Source organism: Nonomuraea gerenzanensis, from assembly GCF_020215645.1.
Classification (GTDB): domain Bacteria; phylum Actinomycetota; class Actinomycetes; order Streptosporangiales; family Streptosporangiaceae; genus Nonomuraea; species Nonomuraea gerenzanensis.
Genome location: NZ_CP084058.1, coordinates 6,224,866 through 6,240,986, shown reverse-complemented (window position 1 = coordinate 6,240,986; position 16,121 = coordinate 6,224,866). Strand labels below are relative to the sequence as shown.

Annotated in this window: 17 protein-coding genes; 3 read left to right on the top strand and 14 right to left on the bottom strand. The window is 72.7% G+C overall.

Features of this window, described 5'->3' with window-relative positions; all coding sequences use genetic code 11:
- Positions 1–54: 54 nt before the first annotated feature.
- Entirely contained in the window at positions 55–603 is a 549-nt protein-coding gene (locus tag LCN96_RS29295; RefSeq protein WP_225265639.1) for an EF-hand domain-containing protein, read from the bottom strand.
- A 177-nt stretch (positions 604–780) separates the two neighbouring features.
- Between LCN96_RS29295 and LCN96_RS29290 the strand changes: the two genes are divergently transcribed.
- Positions 781–1,416 (top strand): hypothetical protein, encoded by a 636-nt coding sequence (locus tag LCN96_RS29290; protein ID WP_225265638.1) that lies wholly within the window; start codon positions 781–783, stop codon positions 1,414–1,416.
- 30 nt (positions 1,417–1,446) lie between these two features.
- Here LCN96_RS29290 and LCN96_RS29285 read toward each other — a convergent pair whose 3' ends face one another.
- From LCN96_RS29285 to LCN96_RS29260, 5 genes are all read right to left on the bottom strand, one after another.
- Positions 1,447–3,468 carry a DNA/RNA non-specific endonuclease gene (locus tag LCN96_RS29285; protein WP_225265637.1) on the bottom strand — a complete coding sequence of 674 codons (2,022 nt, stop codon included), beginning with the start codon at positions 3,466–3,468 and terminating at the stop codon, positions 1,447–1,449.
- Between the two features lie 190 nt (positions 3,469–3,658).
- Complete coding sequence (locus LCN96_RS29280) at positions 3,659–3,991, bottom strand: TetR family transcriptional regulator C-terminal domain-containing protein (RefSeq protein WP_225265636.1); 333 nt, start codon at positions 3,989–3,991, stop codon at positions 3,659–3,661.
- Positions 3,992–4,219: 228 nt separating this feature from the next.
- Complete coding sequence (locus LCN96_RS29270; protein WP_225265635.1) at positions 4,220–4,984, bottom strand: ABC transporter permease subunit; 765 nt, start codon at positions 4,982–4,984, stop codon at positions 4,220–4,222.
- A gap of 126 nt (positions 4,985–5,110) precedes the next feature.
- The gene (locus tag LCN96_RS29265; protein WP_225265634.1) at positions 5,111–6,655 is read right to left on the bottom strand and encodes a DUF1349 domain-containing protein; all 1,545 of its coding nucleotides are present in this window, start codon (positions 6,653–6,655) and stop codon (positions 5,111–5,113) included.
- Positions 6,652–7,569: an ATP-binding cassette domain-containing protein gene (locus LCN96_RS29260; protein WP_225265633.1), complete on the bottom strand. Its 918-nt coding sequence runs from the start codon at positions 7,567–7,569 to the stop codon at positions 6,652–6,654. Before LCN96_RS29260 ends, LCN96_RS29265 begins: the two co-directional genes overlap by 4 nt.
- 88 nt (positions 7,570–7,657) lie before the next feature.
- On the opposite strand from LCN96_RS29260, the gene LCN96_RS29255 reads away from it, so the two are divergent.
- Together LCN96_RS29255 and LCN96_RS29250 are read left to right on the top strand one after the other, a co-directional pair.
- Entirely contained in the window at positions 7,658–8,827 is a 1,170-nt protein-coding gene (locus tag LCN96_RS29255) for a sensor histidine kinase (RefSeq protein ID WP_225265632.1), read from the top strand.
- Positions 8,824–9,504: a response regulator transcription factor gene (locus tag LCN96_RS29250; protein ID WP_225265631.1), complete on the top strand. Its 681-nt coding sequence runs from the start codon at positions 8,824–8,826 to the stop codon at positions 9,502–9,504. The genes LCN96_RS29255 and LCN96_RS29250 overlap by 4 nt, the downstream gene beginning before the upstream one ends.
- Here LCN96_RS29250 and LCN96_RS29245 read toward each other — a convergent pair.
- From LCN96_RS29245 to LCN96_RS29210, 8 genes are all read right to left on the bottom strand, one after another.
- Positions 9,480–9,947 (bottom strand): hypothetical protein, encoded by a 468-nt coding sequence (locus LCN96_RS29245; RefSeq protein WP_225265630.1) that lies wholly within the window; start codon positions 9,945–9,947, stop codon positions 9,480–9,482. The two genes, LCN96_RS29250 and LCN96_RS29245, sit on opposite strands and share 25 nt — an antisense overlap.
- 90 nt (positions 9,948–10,037) lie before the next feature.
- Positions 10,038–10,583 (bottom strand): YciI family protein, encoded by a 546-nt coding sequence (locus LCN96_RS29240; RefSeq protein ID WP_225265629.1) that lies wholly within the window; start codon positions 10,581–10,583, stop codon positions 10,038–10,040.
- A 14-nt stretch (positions 10,584–10,597) separates the two neighbouring features.
- A complete protein-coding gene (locus LCN96_RS29235; protein WP_225265628.1) occupies positions 10,598–11,068 on the bottom strand; it encodes a GbsR/MarR family transcriptional regulator in 471 nt (156 codons plus the stop codon).
- Positions 11,065–11,877 (bottom strand): alpha/beta fold hydrolase, encoded by an 813-nt coding sequence (locus LCN96_RS29230; RefSeq protein WP_225265627.1) that lies wholly within the window; start codon positions 11,875–11,877, stop codon positions 11,065–11,067. The genes LCN96_RS29235 and LCN96_RS29230 overlap by 4 nt, the downstream gene beginning before the upstream one ends.
- A gap of 19 nt (positions 11,878–11,896) precedes the next feature.
- Complete coding sequence (locus LCN96_RS29225; RefSeq protein ID WP_225265626.1) at positions 11,897–13,888, bottom strand: SpoIIE family protein phosphatase; 1,992 nt, start codon at positions 13,886–13,888, stop codon at positions 11,897–11,899.
- Positions 13,889–13,999: 111 nt separating this feature from the next.
- On the bottom strand, positions 14,000–14,731 hold the full coding sequence (locus tag LCN96_RS29220; protein WP_225265625.1) for a serine/threonine-protein kinase: 732 nt from the start codon (positions 14,729–14,731) through the stop codon (positions 14,000–14,002).
- Positions 14,732–14,843: 112 nt separating this feature from the next.
- Positions 14,844–15,071: a hypothetical protein gene (locus tag LCN96_RS29215; protein WP_225265624.1), complete on the bottom strand. Its 228-nt coding sequence runs from the start codon at positions 15,069–15,071 to the stop codon at positions 14,844–14,846.
- A gap of 234 nt (positions 15,072–15,305) precedes the next feature.
- Positions 15,306–15,941, bottom strand: coding sequence for a DsbA family oxidoreductase (locus LCN96_RS29210; protein ID WP_225265623.1), 636 nt, complete (start codon positions 15,939–15,941; stop codon positions 15,306–15,308).
- Between the last annotated feature and the right edge of the window lie 180 nt (positions 15,942–16,121).

Sequence of the window (16,121 nt, the reverse complement as noted above, 5' to 3'; positions counted from 1 at the left end):
CTCTGGCTGAAGGCCGCCCGTCCCCGGCATGAGAGGCGGCCGCTGTCACTCGGCTCAGACCGGGCCGAAGAGCCAGTTGCCAGTCAGGGCGGGGTCCGCGCCGATGTAGAACTGCCGGCCGGCCTCCACCAGCTCCTCGATGCCGAGCGCGCCGCTGCCGTCGGTGTCGATCTTGCGGAAGGCCAGCTCCGCGTCCTCGGGGCTGGTGCCGAAGGCCGACTGGAACCGCTGGAACTCCGCCAGGTCCAGCACGCCGTTGCCGTTGACGTCCGTGACGTCGAGCGTCGCCTGGATGGCCGGCCGCAGGGCCCGCTCGTAACCGTCGGGGTCCTCGATGAACGCCGCGTGCATCCCGAGCCGGTACTCCTCGCGGCTGATCTTGCGATCGCCGTCCAGGTCGATCTTGGCGAGCAGGCTCTCCCAGAAGTCGGTGTACGTCCCGAACAGGCGACGGCCCGGGTCGCTGTCCGGGCTGACGCCGAAAGCGGCCAGCACCCTGACGCCCAGGGCGATGAGATCGTCCAGCTCCAGGTCGGTGTTGTGGTTGACGTCCATCTGGTCGAACGCCTTGTCGAGCTTGCGTTCCTGCAACGCTGTGAGCACGCCCTGTCCCCCTCCGGCCGGTGCGGCCGATAGCCGATCAACTACTAAGAATCATCAACTCATTACTCTATGTAGTCAATGCCCATGGACTGCCGGCCATCTCCGGCACCGCTTGCCGACCACCCATTGTCATGCTTTGATTGCGAAGCGTTGCCTATTCGGGAACGGAGCACACGGATGACCGAGAGCCACCACGCTCGCCGCAGATTCCTGAGAGCGGCGGCGGGCATGGCCGCCGCCGTGGTCACCGCCGGCACCGAGGCGCTGCTGCCCGACGACGCCTCCGCCGCTCCGCTGCCGCCGACGGGCGTGGACATCCCCTGCAGCATGTACGCCGCCGACGTGCCGCTGAAGCTGAACATCCTGGGCGCCCTCACCCTCGACTTCAAGGGCGGCATCAACCTCCTGGTGCGCACCTCCCGGCCGGAGGGGCTCGTCATGGAGGTCCGGGGGTTCCGGGTGGAGGCGGACACCTCGCCCAGCACCCCCGGCAGCGGCACGCTGTTCGCCCTGGCCCTGTCGGAGGCCACCCTGACCCCGCTCAGCGTCATGCAGGCGAGCGGCGGCGGTGGCGGGGAACTACTCGTCCACCTGTCGCTCACCATGACGGTCATCGACAAGGCCACCGGGGAGACCATCACCGCGCCGGCCACCGGACCGACGAAGTACGCCACACTGCGGCAGTCCGACGTCTCGTCCTTCCCCCCGGTCAACGCGTCCTGGCGGTTGCACGAACCGGTCCAGCTCCTCGACCCGGCCGGTCAGGTGGCCGGTGAGCTGCAGGGCTTCGACGCCGTCGTCAACGGCGCGTGAAGCCGAGGCGCCCTTCGCCGTGCGGCGGTCTCAGAGGACGAGCCGGCGAAGGTCGGTGATCTCCCGGGCCGTGGTGGCGGCTTCCACCCGGGCCAGCGGGTCGGCGTCGGAGAGGGTGCCGAAGGACAGCCGGGTGAGGTCCTCGATCCGCCTGATCGGCACCTGGTAGGTCTTGTAGGCGCCGTAGGAGAACTCTCCGGGCACGGCTTCCAGGCCGTCGATGAGGTGATCCTGGCTGAGCAGGTAACCGGTGGCAGACAGCTCGTCGTTCCGTTTGACCATCGCCACCACTTTCCAGTACTGGCGGGGCAGCTGCACGCCGCGATAGGGGTCGTCGTCGGCCGCGAGGACCGGGCCGGTGAAGACGGTGGCCTTCAGGTCGCGGGTGTCGGCGTTGTCCAGGATGTAGTCCTCCAGCCCTGCCCAGGTCGTCTGGTTCTGGTTGAAGTCCCTGTGCTGCGGGGTGCAGTTGGTGAAGTGGAAGGTGTCGTCGTTGGCGGACTTGGCCACCGTGTGGCTGGCTCCCCAGGCGGGGTCCAGGCGGCGGACCAGGTGGCCGCGGTCCAGCGGGTTGTCGCGGTAGACCTCCTCGCCGGCCTGCTCGCTGTGAGGCAGGCGGGGATCGTAGATCCATCGGTCGGGGTCGCGGCGGATGCGCAGGCTGGTCTCGCCGTCGATGTTGACCGCGGTGAAGAAGGCGAGCCGCCGTTGCCGGTTCATCACCACGCTGAAGTGATGATATTTCAGTACGTGCGCCGGCCCGTCTCCCGCGTGCCGGTTGATCGCCGCCAGCGGGACGAGCTCGGGATGCAGGGTGGGCAGCGGCACCCGATGCGCGCCCGGCAGGAAGTCCGGGTCATAGCCCCGGCGCCGGGCATAGTCCGGATCGATCCGGATCGCCTCCGGCGCCGCCTCGGCGGCGGGGCCGGTGCCGGTCGCGGGCTCCAGCCCGCCGCGGAGCCGGATGTCGAAGGGCGGCGTCAGGGTGATCGTCAGCGGCGCCTGCGCGGTGCCCGGCTCCACGGGCTCCACGGGCTGGGCCGCCTGCCGGGTGATCGGCCGGTCGGCGGGAGCCTGCGGCAGGCGTTCGGTGAACAGCCGGTCGACCAGCGCCTGCTGAGCCGGCGCGAACGGCTGATCGCGCAGGAAGGCCAGCAGGCTGCTGACGCGTACCCCTTCGTTGATGTAGCCGTACTCGTCGTGCTCGGGGACGGGGACGCCCGCGTGGTGCAGGGCCACGATCTCCCACTGGTCGTTGAAGACGGGGGAGCCGGAGGAGCCGGGCTCGGTGTCGGTCTGGTAGTGCAGGAACGAGTCCAGGATGTCGACGATCCGGTTCTCCCGGAGAGCGACCTGCTTCTTCTCCCCGCCGGGATGCTGGACGATCGTCACGAAGTCGCCGATGATGACCTTGCCCTCGGCGGCCACCAGCGGGTTGAACCCGAACCGGGCCAGCTCACCCGCGCTGGCCCGCACCGCCACCAGCGCGAAGTCCAGCGCCCGGTCGGCGAAGAAGAACCGGCCCGGGTCCAGGGCGAACCCGTGCAGCGGCAGCGGCCGCCCGTCCACGCCGTCCTGGTAGTCGAACTCGACGCTGCTGCGACCGGCCGTCCCGGCGTCGCCGAGCACATGGTGGTTGGTGAGCAGCAGGTCCGGGGAGACCAGCGACCCGGTGCCGTAGCCGGCCAGCCGCCCGCGCGCGTCACGGATGACCACCCGCCCGACCGCCCGCGCCGCCGTCGCCCCGCCCTCCAGGTAGCCGACGGGGAGCAGGTCATCGGTGTGGATGATCCGCTCCAGCACCGCCACCGCCGCTGACACGGCCGCCGGGTCCGCGACGGCCATCGCGGCGGGGTCTATCGGGGGGACGTCCCGGAAGTGGTGGCTGAGCCGGTCGATACGGGTGGCCACGCGTACCGGCTCGTCGGCCCTGGCGATCCCGCCCGGCTCGGCGAGCAGCGCGATCGTCCGCCGGCGCTGCTCGCTTCTGGCGTTCACCCGCGCCGCCACCTCTTCCCGCAGCCCGGTGGGCGTCGTCTCCAGCGTGGCCATTCCGTGTCCCCATTCACCCGATATCCAGCCAGGCCCTCGCGTTCCTGGCATGCGGGCGTATTTCCCCCGGCAGGAGACGGGTAAGTGTCTTGACCTGCATGTTTGTGGAAACTTCGCCAGTTCCAAGGCCGGCGTGGGGATGGCGGCTCGCCGGCGCTGATGGCCTCATGGGATCGCGGACGCCGCCGGGTTACTCGCCCGGTGTGGCGGAGGACCGCCGGGCAGCACGCCGCGCACCCCGCGACGGCGGCGCGAGCAGCCCCTCGATCACGCCCCGCGCCATCGCGACCCGGTCGCCCTCACCGAGCCGCACCGCCAGGTTGACGGCGTTGAGCAAGGCGCTCACCTGGAAGGCGGCGGACTCCGGATCCAGGTAGGCCGTCTCACCGCGCGCGACGGCGTGCCGGAACCGCGTCGCCAGAGTCGCGTGCCAGGCGCGCTGCTGCTCCAGCAGCACCTCCAGGACCGGTCCGGGACGGCTGTCGAACTCGGGCAGGTTCGCCCCCAGAACCCAGCTGCGCATGGACACCTGGTCGCGGGGGAGGGTGACGCTGGTCGGCGACGCGGGCTACTGCCCCGGGCCGGCCGTCGGCGGCAGCACCAGCCTGGCCGTCGTCGGCGCGTACGTGCTGGCAGGGGAGCCGGCGCGGGCGGGCGGCGACCACGAGCGGGCCTTCCCCGCGTACGAGCGGGCGATGGCGGAGCACGTGCGCGGCAGCCGCGAGGTCGCGCGTGCTCCGGCGCGGGCCCGTCATGCGTCGCGTACGCGCAGCAGCAGCCCGCCGCCGAGCAGGGCCGCGGCGGCCCACGCTGCCAGGACGCCGAGGCCGGCCCAGGGGCTGAGGGGCAGGGCGGCCAGGCCGGTGGTGGCCTGGACGGCGAGTCCGGCGTTCATCGGGGAGATCTGCCAGAGCAGCCGCTGCCAGCCGGCGTCGGAGATCATGAGGATGAGGGCGGGGAAGAGGTAGAGCAGGCCGAGCACGACCCCGACGGCGGTGGCGGAGTCGCGTACGGCGGTGGCGACCCCCAGGCTGAGCAGGGCGATCAGCGTCAGGTACAGGACCGAGCCGGCGGCGGCGCGCAGGTTGGGACCGCTCATGAGGTCGAGCATGCCGGCGGGGAAGCCGTTGCCGAGCAGGAGGTGACGGGCGGTGAGCGCGGCGGCGAGCACGGCGGCGGTCCCGGTGATCAGGGTGATGACGGCCAGCAGGATGGCCTTGGCGGCCAGGACGCCGGTCCGGTGCGGCATGGCGGTCAGGGTGAGGCGGATCATGCCGGTGCCGTACTCGCCGCTGATCGCCGTGACGGCGAGGACGGCGACGAGTGCCTGGCTCACCTGGACCCCGAAGAAGAGGATCCTGGCGGGATCGTAGCCGCAGCCCGCCGGGGTGCACGACACGACGGCGGAGGCGGCGACGCTGACGGCGGCGGTCAGCACCACGATGGTGAGCAGCAGCCGCCCGGTTCCTGGCAGAGTGCGGAGTTTGGTCCACTCCGCGTGCAGGTGCCGCCTCATGCTCGCGCGGCTGCGGTGCGGAGGTCTCACGCGTTCCTCCGGCGTCTCATGCTCGCGCGACTGCGGTGCGGAGGTCTCACGCGTTCCTCCGGCGTCTCATGCTCGCGCGGCTGCGGTGCGGGCGTCTCACGCGTCCCTCCGGCGCAGCTGGACGGCGGCCAGGCCGAGGGCGAGCGCGGCGTAACCGGCCAGCACGGCCACGCCGGCCCAGGGCGGCAGCGGGTAGAACCCGGCGATGGGCGCGTAGTGGCCGAGCACGTGCGCGTACTGCGGGACGCTCTGCTGCGCGGCGAAGCCGGCGGCCGGGGTGAGGCGCAGCAGCCACCGCGCGGCACTGTCGGGCAGGACGGAGGTGGTGGCCAGGACGTGCGGGACGATGATCACCGTGACGGCGGTGATGACCGCCGCGACACTGCGCCGCAGCAGGGCGCCGAGAGCGAGGGAGAGCACGGCGGTGAGCGCGAACAGCGCCGCCATGCCGGCCACGATGCGGATCTCAGTGAGCAGGGACACCGGCAGGACCGGGTTGCCGTTGCCACGCAGGATCCGCCCACCGGCCGCGAAGGTGATCGCGATGGCGGGCAGGGCGGCGGCGAAGGCGACCAGGCCGAGCGCCAGCGCCTTGGCCGCGAGCGTCCGGCCGCGGCGGGGGCCGGCCAGCAGGGTCGTGCGGATGAGACCGTGCCGGTACTCGGCGGTGACGAACAGGACGGCCACCACGATGACGAGGACGAGCCCGGTCAGCGCCCCGCTGAGGGGACGTTCAGGGGCGGTGCCCTCGATGGCCGGTGCGATGTCGCCGACGCCGGTGACGGAGAAGGCGTCGCCGGACCGGCCGGCGCGGCCCGGGTGGTGAGGGGTGCCGTCGGGTGCGGTGGTGACGCCGATGTCGTCGTCGCGCCAGGCGCCGGGCGTGTCGCCCTGGAGCTCGACCTGGTCGAACTCGCCGGTGGCCTCGGTGAAGCGGGCCGCGGCGACGGATCCGCCGACGTCTCCCTGGGTGACGGTGAGGTCGCCGGGGGAGGTGGCGAACAGGCCGATGCGGACGGTGCGCGGCAGCCCGGTCAGGGTCGCGGTGCCGACCCGGGTCCAGGTGGTGCCGTCGGTGGATTCGTACCCGGTGAGGGTGTCGCCGGAGCGGGTGAGGCGGAGCCAGCGCGGCGACCGGCGGGAGACGCCGCCCGGCCGGCCGGCCACGTCGTGGGTGAAGTCGTGCTGCATCCGGACGCCGTGCGCGCCGGTCACCATCACCGCCGCGTAGGGGGAGCCCTGCCGGGTGCTTTCCTTGATCATGACTCCGGCCTTCGCCCACGGCACGAGGCCGGGGACCACGTTGCGCCGCCCCGGGGTGACGTCGGGCTTGCGGATCTGGCCGGTCATGGAGGTCAGGCGGACAGTGATGGCGCCGTCGCCGGTCAGCGGCCGGTGCACGAAGAAGAACTTGTCGTCCACGGCTACGCCGTCCGGCCCCACCGGCGCAGCCGGGCAGGCGACCTCGACGGGGCCGGAGCCGCAGGAGGCGTGGCTGCCGGAGGCCGACAGCAGTCCGAGGAGCACGGTGACCAGCGCTGCCGCGGCCATGGCGGCCACCCAGCCGCGTACCGTCCTGAACTTGGTCCACTCGGCGCGCAGCAACCGCCCGAAGTCCCCGCGCGGGGCGGCGCTGCTCATCGTGCCGCTCCCCGGTATTCGGCCGCGTCGGCGGTGAGGTCGAGGTAGGCCTGTTCGAGAGTCACGCGGTGTGCCGCCACCTCGGAGAACGGCACCGCGGCCGCGTTGAGCGCCGCCACCACGTGCTCCGGTGACAGCCCGGAGACGATGATCGTGTCGTGGCCGGCGGTGGTCGTGCTGGCGCCGGCGTTGCTCAGCACGGACCTGGCCCGCGGGTGCGCCGGGGTGCGCACGGTGACCTGGCCGCGGGAGGCGGCGGTGATGAGGTCGGCCACGCCGGTGTCGGCGATCACGCGGCCCCTGCCCACCACGACGAGATGGTCGGCGGTGTCCTGCAGCTCGCTCATCAGATGGCTGGACACCAGGACGGCCCGCCCCTCCCCGGCCAATGTCCGCAGCAGGCCGCGCATCCAGATGACTCCCTCGGGGTCGAGGCCGTTGACCGGTTCGTCCAGCATGAGGACGGGCGGGTCGCCGAGCAGGGCGGCGGCGACGCCGAGCCGCTGGCGCATGCCGAGGGACAGGCCGCCGGCCCTGCGCCGGGCCGCGGTTCGCAGCCCGACCAGCCGCAGCACCTCGTCGGCCCGCCTGCCGTCCAGGCCCTGCGAGTGGGCCAGCCACAGCAGGTGGTCGCGGGCGGTGCGGCTCGGCTGGAGCGCGCCGGCGTCGAGCAGCGCGCCGACGTGGGTGAGCGGGTCACGCAAGCCGGCGTACGGCTGCCCGCCGATCAGCGCGTGGCCGGCGTCGGGGGCGTCGAGGCCGAGGATCACCCGCATCGTGGTGGACTTGCCTGCCCCGTTGGGGCCGACGAACCCGGTGACGCGGCCGGGCGGCACGGTGAACGTCATGCCGTCCAGTGCCAGGGTGGGGCCGAACCGCTTGCGCAGCCCGCTGACTTCGATGGTTGCTCGCATGCCGACCGGTTGTACGGGCCCGGCCGTAACAGGGGCCGAACGGGGGCTGTCACATCGGTGTTAGGTGCGGCACGGCATCCTGGAGCGCATGCGAAAGTGGCGACGACCGGCGCGGACCGTACGGCTGCGCTTCACGGTCCTGTACGGGGCCATGTTCCTGCTGTCCGGTGTCGGGCTGCTGGCCATCAACAACCTCGTGGGTCTCGGCGGGACGCAGGTGACCCGGTCCGCGCCCGCCGGGGTACCGCCGGTCGAGCCCGCCACGCTCGCCGCCGCCACCGATCGCATCGCGTGGCTGCAGGCTCAGCTGTCGGACACGCATGCGGCCCAGTCACGCCAGCTCCTGGTCGGCTCGGCGCTGGCCCTGGCGGTCATGGCCGTGGTGTCGCTCGTCCTGGGCCGGGTCGTCGCGGGCCGGGTGCTGCGCCCGCTGCGGGTGATCACCGCGGCCACGCGCCGCATCTCCGCCGACAACCTGCACGAGCGGCTGGCCGCCCAGGGGCCGGCCGACGAGGTCAAGGACCTCGCCGACACCATCGACGAGCTGCTGGAACGGCTGGAGAGCTCGTTCGCCGCGCAACGCCGGTTCGTCGCCAACGCCTCTCACGAGCTGCGTACCCCGCTGGCGACCATGCGGGCCTCACTGGACGTCGCGCTGGCCAAGCCGGAGCCCGTCCCTGCGCAGACCGCGGCGCTGGCGCACCGGTTGCGCGCCGAGCTGGACCAGGTGGATCGGCTGCTCGAGGACTTCCTCGTGCTGGCCCGCACGCAGCACGGCGCCCTGGCCGGGCGTACCACGCTCTCGCTGCGTGAGCTGGCGGCCGACGCCCTGAACGCCCGGGCCGCCGACATCGCCGCCCGCGACCTCACCGTCCACTCCGAGAGCGGCGACAGCGCGTGGACCCGGGGCAGCAGGACGCTGCTCACCCGCATGATCGACAACGTCGTCGACAACGCCGTCACGCACAACCACGAGGGCGGCTGGATCCGCCTGGCCACCTCCACCGAGGGCGCGACGGCCCGGCTCGTCGTCGAGACCGGGGGGCCCGTCCTGGACCAGGAGCAGGTGGACCGGCTGGCGCAGCCCTTCCAGCGGCTCGGCGCCGACCGCACTCACTCCGGCCCCGGGTCGGGGCTCGGGCTGTCGATCGTCGCCGCCGTCGCCGCCGCGCACGGCGGCTCTCTCGACCTGCGGGCCCGGCCGGAGGGCGGCCTGCGCGTCGCCGTCTCGCTGCCGCCGGCGCAGGCCGCGGCATGAGGGTGCTCGTGGTGGAGGACGCCCGTTCCCTGGCCGCCGTGCTGGCCGAGGGCCTCAGCGACCAGGGCATGGCCGTGGACGTGGCTCACGACGGGCTGGAGGCCGCGGCGAAGCTCGACCTCAACGCCTACGACGTGGTCGTCCTCGACCGGGATCTGCCGGGCATCCACGGCGACACCCTCTGCCGGATGATCACCGAGCGCGACGATCGGGTCATGGTGCTGATGCTGACGGCCGCCGACTCGCCCGTCGATCGGGTCACCGGGCTGACCCTGGGCGCCGACGACTACCTGACCAAGCCGTTCCACTTCCCTGAGCTGGTGCTGCGGATCCGCTCGCTGGTGCGCCGCCAGCCTGCCGCCCGGCCCCGCGTCCTGCGGGCGGCAGGCATCGAGCTGGATCCGCTGCGCCGCACCGCGACCCGTGACGGCCGGCAGCTGGAGCTGTCGGTAAAGGAGTTCGCGTTGCTGGAGGCCCTCCTCCGGGCGGCTCCCGCGTTCCTCAGCGCTGAGGACCTGCTGGAGCAGGTGTGGGACGAGCACGCCAACCCGCTGACCAACACGGTCACGGTGACCATCGGCCGGTTGCGGCGCAAGCTGGGGGAGCCCCCGGTCATCGTCACCACGCCCGGGGTGGGGTACCGGATCTCAGGTCAGGCCGCCGCTCCCCGTCCATGACGGCGCCTGGTCGCCGCGAGATAGGACCGCATGGTCTCCGCCGACAGCCCGAGCACGACGACGCCCAGGACACCGTGGTACCACTGCCAGCCCACACCGAGCCCGACGAAGCCGTCCAGGATCATGATCCCCGCGCCGCCGCCGACGGCCAGCGTCATCCCCGCCAGCACCAGCAGCATCAACCCCCTGGGCGCTCCGCGGCCCAGCGGGGTGACCGTGGCGACGGCGACGCAGGCGCCCAGCACGCCGGTGGCGGCGGCGAGCCACTGCGCGCTCGCCGCGTCGAGGAAGTAGCCGGCGGTCTCGGCCGCCGACACGGGCGGCCCGCCGGGGAAGCCGAGCCGGGCCTGCGCGGCGAACGCGGCCTTCCCCGCGGCGTAGCAGAGGAACAGCGCCGCCATCGTGTACGCGGGCCACTTGCGGGCGTGATCCAGATCAACCATGCCGGTGAGCGTAGGGCGCACCCGGTGGGCGTCACTCCCCGTGGTGGGGGAGGCGTCTCCCCCTGCCGGGGGACCCGAGCCGGGACGTGATCAGCGTCGTCCGCCGAACTCCCAGGGGTGGACCTCGACGGCGGCGTACCGGTCGGAGGTCAGGACGGCGCGGGCCGTGCCCTGGTCCGCCGCCCGGACCAGGGCGGCCGTGCCCAGCCAGGTGCCGCCGTCGTCGGACAGCAGCGGCCCGTAGGCGATCAGCTCCTCCCGCCGGCCGGGCGGTGGGGCGAGGTCGGCGGCCTGACCCAGGCCGAGGCCCAGCACGAGGAAGCGGCTGCCGCCCTCGCGGCCACCGGGGAAGTCCCACATGGTGCGCCCCAGCACGTTGCGCCATCGGCGCAGCATCACGTCACGGTACACGCCGGCCTGGTAGTTGGGCTCGTCGAAGGCGAACGCCCGCGCGGCGGCCGGGCCGGGCAGGTCGACGATGTGCACGCTGCCGGTGGCGGTGTCGCCGTCGAGGGTGGGGCCGCGGGCGATGAGCTGCTCGGCGTACCGGTCCATGTAGGACCAGTGCTCCGCCACGAGCTTGTCGCGCAGCGCGCCGGAGTCGGGACGGTCACGGTGATAACAGAAGAATTCCATGGCGAGCCTGTCTATCACGCGTCGCGGCCGGGGCCGCGCACTCCCCGCTGCCTGCGGTACGTGTCAAGCAGCTGGTCTCCGACGTCCACGTACCCGGCGAACAAGCCGATCACGTCCTGGAGCCGCTCGCGCGCGGGACCGGCGTCGACCAGGTCCTCCCCTTCGCGCAGGGCGGCGATCAGGCTCCTGGCGCGCGCGTGGCTGGCCTCCAGCAGGGACGCCAGGCCGCCGGTGGCCTCGACCAGGAGCCGGCGGCTTCCCGGCTGGGGGATGACCCTGGCCAGCCCCCAGGAGTCGAGCTGGCGCACCGCGGTGCTCACCGCTCCCTTGCTCAGCGTGAGCTCGGCGGCGATCGAGTCCAGGGACCGGGGGGCCTGGCTGATGAGGAGCAGCCCGTAGACGCGGCCGGTGGCGTGCGGCAGGCTCCAGGAGGCGAGCAGGTCGCCCACCGAGCCGATGAACGAGCTGCGCCGGTCGGCGTTCATCGCCGCTCCTGGCAGGTCAGCGTGTGCAGGAACGTCTCGATCGCCGTGCTGACGGCTCGCGGGTCGTCCTGCGTGCACAGGTGGCCCGCGCCGGGGATGACGATCTCTTCGACGCCCTCGGCCCCGGCCCAGCGGGGCATGGCGGAGGCGATGTTGCCGGTGCGGTCGTGAGAGCCGCGGATCAGGCACAGCGGAACGGGCGTCCGGTAGCCGGGATCGGGGGTGATCAGCTCCACGGCGGCGTTCCACACCTGGACGAACTCCTTCTTGGGCAGCTGGGAGAAGGCGCGCCGCGCGTCCGCCCTGGCGGCCGGTGTGACCGCGCAGGCGTCGGCCATCAGCCGCGGCAGACGCCCGGCGGGGACGGCCAGCAGTGCCGGCGTGGCGAGCTTGAGCAGCAGGCGCTCACTCCAGGACAGCGGCCCGGTGTTCCACGCCGAGTCGATGACGATCAACGCCCGGGCCAGGTGGCGGTCCTGCCGGACGAGGGCCTGGCCGAGGTTGCCGCCCAGCGACTGGCCCGCCAGCACGGGCCTGTCCAGCGCCAGGTGACCGATGAGCGCGCGCAGGTCGGCGAGCGCCCGTCCGGCGGTGAACGGAACGCCGGCCGGGCGGGACAGGCCGTGGCCCCGCAGGTCCCAGACGACGACGCGGTATCCCCGGGCTCGCAGGTGCTCAGCCTGGTCGGCGAACATCACGTGGTCGGCCCCGGCGCCGTGCGTGAAGACCACCGGGGTCCCCGTACCGCCGCTGTCGGCGTAGCGCAGGTCGCACCCGTCGAGCCGCAGCGTGCCCGTCATATTCATCATTTACTAAATATAGCGAATACTAGGAGACGTCCCGGATGCGGGCCAGGAGCAGGGCGATGTCGTCCTCGGCGGGCGTGTCGCCCACGATGGAGCCGATCACGGCCTCACACACCTGCTCGAGTGTCGCTGCTCGCGGCGCCGCGCGGGCGAGGGTGTCGCCGAGCCTGGCCATGCCGGCGTCGAGGTCGGCCTGCCGCGTCTCGATGAGGCCGTCGGTGTAGAGGGCGAGCAGGGTTCCGGCGGGCAGGTGCAGGTCGCGCGACTCGAAGGTGCCCAGCCCGACGCCGATCGGCGTGCCGGCGGGCAGCGACGGGAACGTCACCTCGCCGTACGGGGTCACGATCGCGGGCGGCGGATGCCCGGCCGTGGCCATGGTGCAGCGGCCGGTCCGCGGGTCGTGGACCGCGTACAGGCAGGTGGCGCCCGTCGCGTCGAGGCCGCGGGCGTCCTTGGCGATCAGGCGGTCGAGGTGGGTGAGCAGCTCGTCCGGAGGCAGGTCGAGGTAGGCCAGGGTGTGCACGGCGGTGCGCAGGCGGCCCATGGTGGCGGCGGCGTTGATGCCGTGCCCGGTCACGTCGCCGACGACCAGGGCGAGGCGGTCGCCGGGCAGTCCGATGGTGTCGTACCAGTCGCCGCCCACCCCCTCGTTCGTGTCGGAGGGCAGGTAGCGCGAGGCCACCTCGACGGTGCCGCTGCCGCGCAGGTCGTGCGGCAGCAGGTCGCGCTGGAGCGTGAGTGCGGTCAGCCGCTGGCGGGTGTACTGGCGCGCGTTGTCCAGGCTCAGCGCGGCCCGCGTGACCAGTTCCTCGGCCAGGAGCAGGTCGTCCCTGGTGAACGGCGCCGGGTTCGAGGTGCGCGCGAACGCCGCGACGCCGAGCACGTCGCCGCGCGCCTCCAGCGCGATGACGATCAGCGAGTGCATGCCGGTGGCGTGGACGATCCGCGCCCGGTCGGGGTCCAGCTCCAGCCAGGTGCCGGGCGAGGTGTCCAGCACGGGCTCGAAGTGCGGCCGCCGTTCCTGCATGACCCGCATGAACGGGGATCGCGGCGGCACGGACACGGGCTCCCCCCGCTCCCAGGGCGGCGCGGGCGTCCCCTCCCGCACGGACGCCGCGCCGGCCCGCCGGAACACGGGGCCGCCGGTCCGCTCGGCGCCCGGCCGCCGCTGCGGCTCGGTGCCGGGCAGGATCGCCTCCGGCAGATCGACGGTCACGTAGTCGGCCAGGACCGGGACGGCCACCTCGGCCAGCGCCTGGGCGGTGTCCATGACGTCCAGCGTGCTGCTGAGCCGGACGCCTTCCTCGCGCAGCAGGGTGAGGTGGTCCCGCGCCTTGCTGTTGCTGAAGTCCAGCGCCACCGAGCACACGCCGATCGTCCGCCCGTCCGCGCCCTGCAGCGGCAGCAGCGAGATCGACAGCGTGCGCTCCCGACCCGCGTGGGACCAGCGCGCCTCACGGTCGATCGTGGGCCGGCCGTCGGCGAGCACCCCGCGCATCGCGTCCTGCACCGCCCGGGTGTCGATCCCGTCGACGGTCTCGGTCAGGGAGCGGCCGATCCGGTAGTACGGGTAACCGTCGCTGAGCTGCCCGGCCGCCTCGTTGAACCAGACGCAGCGCAGGTCCTCGTCCCAGATGGCCATGGCGACAGGGAAGCTGCTGACGAGCGACTTGAGCAGGTCGGCGGACGGATCGGCGGTGTCGGGGACCGCCGACACCAGCCAGGACCGCTGCCCGTCGCCGCCGAGGATGAGCGGGGCGGCCTCGGCGCGCACGGCGACCCTTCCGCCGTCGCGGCGCCGCACCTCCACCCTCGCTGTACGGGGCGGGTGCGTAAAAGGTCGTTCATCGCCGCCGGGTGGGAGGAGGGTGGCGATGGGGCGGCCGAGGATGTCGGCGGCGAGGTAGCCGGTGAGCTCCTCGGCGGCCTGGGTCCAGCCGGTCACCGTGCCGGTGCCGTCGAGGACGGCGACCGCGGGGGTCGTCCTGCCGGCCGCTTCGATGTCATCACCCATTTCGGTGGCAGGTTTCCCGGAATGGGCGTGCCTAGCTGCTGTTTCCCGAAGCTTGACCGTGCGTTGTGGTGATGTGTACCGCCGCTGCAGCAGGAAGCCGCGCCCTCTGTGTCACTGCCGGGAGTTCTCAAGCGGGTAGGTGGCCCGCCTGCTCCGGCGCTGGAACGTGCGGTAGAAATCGGACATCACTGCGGCGATCGGTGCGTGCCGGGCGATGATCGCTGCGGCCTCCGCCGGGATTCCCGTGGGATGCTCGCCCTCCGCGAAGGCGTGCACCCGCTCGTCGCGGTCCTCTTGATCTTCTCTCCGCAGTCCGTACAGAGCGGTGATCAGCCAGTTCACCCGATACGCGGCGGAATAGCAGCGGTCGTAGCTCTGATGCCGGCCGAAGAAGTCGGCCTCGTCCCGCGACAGCTCGAACCCCGAGGAGATCGCGAGGCCGTAGTCGGCGAAGTAGAGGCGCCGGCCGTCGGTCAGGATGTTCTCGAAGTGCGCGTCGAAGTGCAGGAGGCCACGGCTGTTCATGAACGAGATGCCGGCAGCCAGCTCCCTCTCCACCATGGCGCAGGCGCGGTCGGCGGCTTGGTCTCCCGCCTCGACCTGGGTGCCCAGCCACTGGTGCAGGTTCTGCGGGATGTACTCCAGGAACAGCGCGACGCTCGCCGAGGACTGCCGCAGCGCCTCGATCCGGCGGCGTACCTGCGATCCGCCGCCCCAGTAGGCGACCGCCCGGTCGATGTCGGCCAGCTCCTCGGGCAGCGGCGTCGAGTCCGGCAGCACCCGCCAGTGGTACATCAGGGGGAAGCCCTCGTGTTCCGCCGCGAGCACCCAGTTCGTCGTCATGGTGTGCGCGGCCAGCTCCCTCCAGGCCCCGAAGCCCGGCCCGCCGATGAGGCCGACGCCGTAGTGACAGAAGACGGGCAGGTCGAACAGGTTCGCCGTGGAGTGGACATGCTCAGGCTGCCTCCAGGTCGGTGAGAGGCACCCGCTTGACGAAGACCGGGCTTCCGGCGACCTCCAGCAGGGCCGACGTGCCGCCGATGCCTGACCCGAGCGGCACGGCCGTGTTCACGAGTTCGCTCAGGGCGCGATCGCTGTACAAGGCCAGGGAGGTGGAGACGGCACTGTGGGTGGTCAGCCGGGCGGCGCGCGACAGGTCGGGACACTTCACTGCGGCTTCCACCTGGGCACCGACCTCGATTCTGTGATGGCCGCCTGGACGTACTCCTGAGAGCACCTTAGTGAAGATCGAGGACGGCCGGGGGGCCGGTGGGCCGTGCGGGGGGAGCCGTGAGACTCTCGGCCGGTTCGCGTTCCAGCGAGGCTGGTGCCGCGGCGGCTCCCGCTCACCTGGGCCCGCCCCCGCGATCACGGCCCGGCCGGCGCGGTGCGACCGGATCTCTGTCAGCCTGTCCGGTCAGGCTCGATCAGAACCTGTCGGTTCGTTCCGCAGGAGCCCTGTCAGATCGGCGACGGACTGGACACCGGGGACCGGCGGGCGGCCGTCGATCACCAGGCTGGGCACGCCGGTGACGCCGTGCTCCGCCGCGCGGCGCCGGTCGGCGCGCACCTCCTCCGCGTAGTCGTCGCCGTCCAGGACTGCGCGCACCTCCCCGCCATCCAGCCCGGCCGCGCCGCCCACTCGCCGCAGGACCTGCGGGTCGGCCACGTTGTTCCCTTCAGTGTGGTACGCGTACAGCAGCAGCTCCATCAGCTGATCGGCCCGGCCGCGATCGGCGGCCAGCTTGACCAGCCGGTGCGCGTCGAAGCTGTTCACCGGGCGGGCCAGATGCAGGTTCAGCTCCAGCCCTTCCGCCGCGCCCAGCGACCGGATCCGCGCGATGCGGGCCTGCGCCTGCTCGCCCCACCAGCCGGCCATGGCCTCCGAGGCGGTCGGCCCGGGCGTCCGGCCCTGGTCCGGCGCGAGCTCGTAGGCGCGCCAGACGATCTCGAGGTTGTCGCGGCCGGAACGCTGGGCCAAGGCGGCCGTCAGGCGTCTCTTGCCGATGTAGCACCAAGGGCACAGCACGTCGGCGTACATCTCAAGCTTCATGAATGTCCCGCACAGTGTTCGTGGTTGATGGAGCGAGGCCGGTCCGCCCGGCGGCAGGGATCGGGCGATCAGGCCTCGAGGCGCCGCGGCCCAGGACGGACCTCGCGGACGACGGTGTGGGCGGGCACCCGGTCATGCGGGGCTCGGCCTTGCCGGACAGGCCTTCCAGCGTCTTGCCGA

Bases quoted from the DNA above. Each gene is read 5' to 3' on its own strand.
- LCN96_RS29230 (WP_225265627.1), bottom strand. From the start codon at position 11,877: ATGATGAATATGACGGGCACGCTGCGGCTCGACGGGTGCGACCTGCGC.
- LCN96_RS29235 (WP_225265628.1), bottom strand. From the start codon at position 11,068: ATGAACGCCGACCGGCGCAGCTCGTTCATCGGCTCGGTGGGCGACCTG.
- LCN96_RS29290 (WP_225265638.1), top strand. From the start codon at position 781: ATGACCGAGAGCCACCACGCTCGCCGCAGATTCCTGAGAGCGGCGGCG.
- LCN96_RS29255 (WP_225265632.1), top strand. From the start codon at position 7,658: ATGCGAAAGTGGCGACGACCGGCGCGGACCGTACGGCTGCGCTTCACG.
- LCN96_RS29240 (WP_225265629.1), bottom strand. From the start codon at position 10,583: ATGGAATTCTTCTGTTATCACCGTGACCGTCCCGACTCCGGCGCGCTG.
- LCN96_RS29285 (WP_225265637.1), bottom strand. From the start codon at position 3,468: ATGGCCACGCTGGAGACGACGCCCACCGGGCTGCGGGAAGAGGTGGCG.
- LCN96_RS29280 (WP_225265636.1), bottom strand. From the start codon at position 3,991: ATGCGCAGCTGGGTTCTGGGGGCGAACCTGCCCGAGTTCGACAGCCGT.
- LCN96_RS29210 (WP_225265623.1), bottom strand. From the start codon at position 15,941: ATGAAGCTTGAGATGTACGCCGACGTGCTGTGCCCTTGGTGCTACATC.
- LCN96_RS29260 (WP_225265633.1), bottom strand. From the start codon at position 7,569: ATGCGAGCAACCATCGAAGTCAGCGGGCTGCGCAAGCGGTTCGGCCCC.
- LCN96_RS29225 (WP_225265626.1), bottom strand. From the start codon at position 13,888: ATGGGTGATGACATCGAAGCGGCCGGCAGGACGACCCCCGCGGTCGCC.
- LCN96_RS29220 (WP_225265625.1), bottom strand. From the start codon at position 14,731: ATGACGACGAACTGGGTGCTCGCGGCGGAACACGAGGGCTTCCCCCTG.
- LCN96_RS29250 (WP_225265631.1), top strand. From the start codon at position 8,824: ATGAGGGTGCTCGTGGTGGAGGACGCCCGTTCCCTGGCCGCCGTGCTG.
- LCN96_RS29245 (WP_225265630.1), bottom strand. From the start codon at position 9,947: ATGGTTGATCTGGATCACGCCCGCAAGTGGCCCGCGTACACGATGGCG.
- LCN96_RS29270 (WP_225265635.1), bottom strand. From the start codon at position 4,984: ATGAGGCGGCACCTGCACGCGGAGTGGACCAAACTCCGCACTCTGCCA.
- LCN96_RS29265 (WP_225265634.1), bottom strand. From the start codon at position 6,655: ATGAGCAGCGCCGCCCCGCGCGGGGACTTCGGGCGGTTGCTGCGCGCC.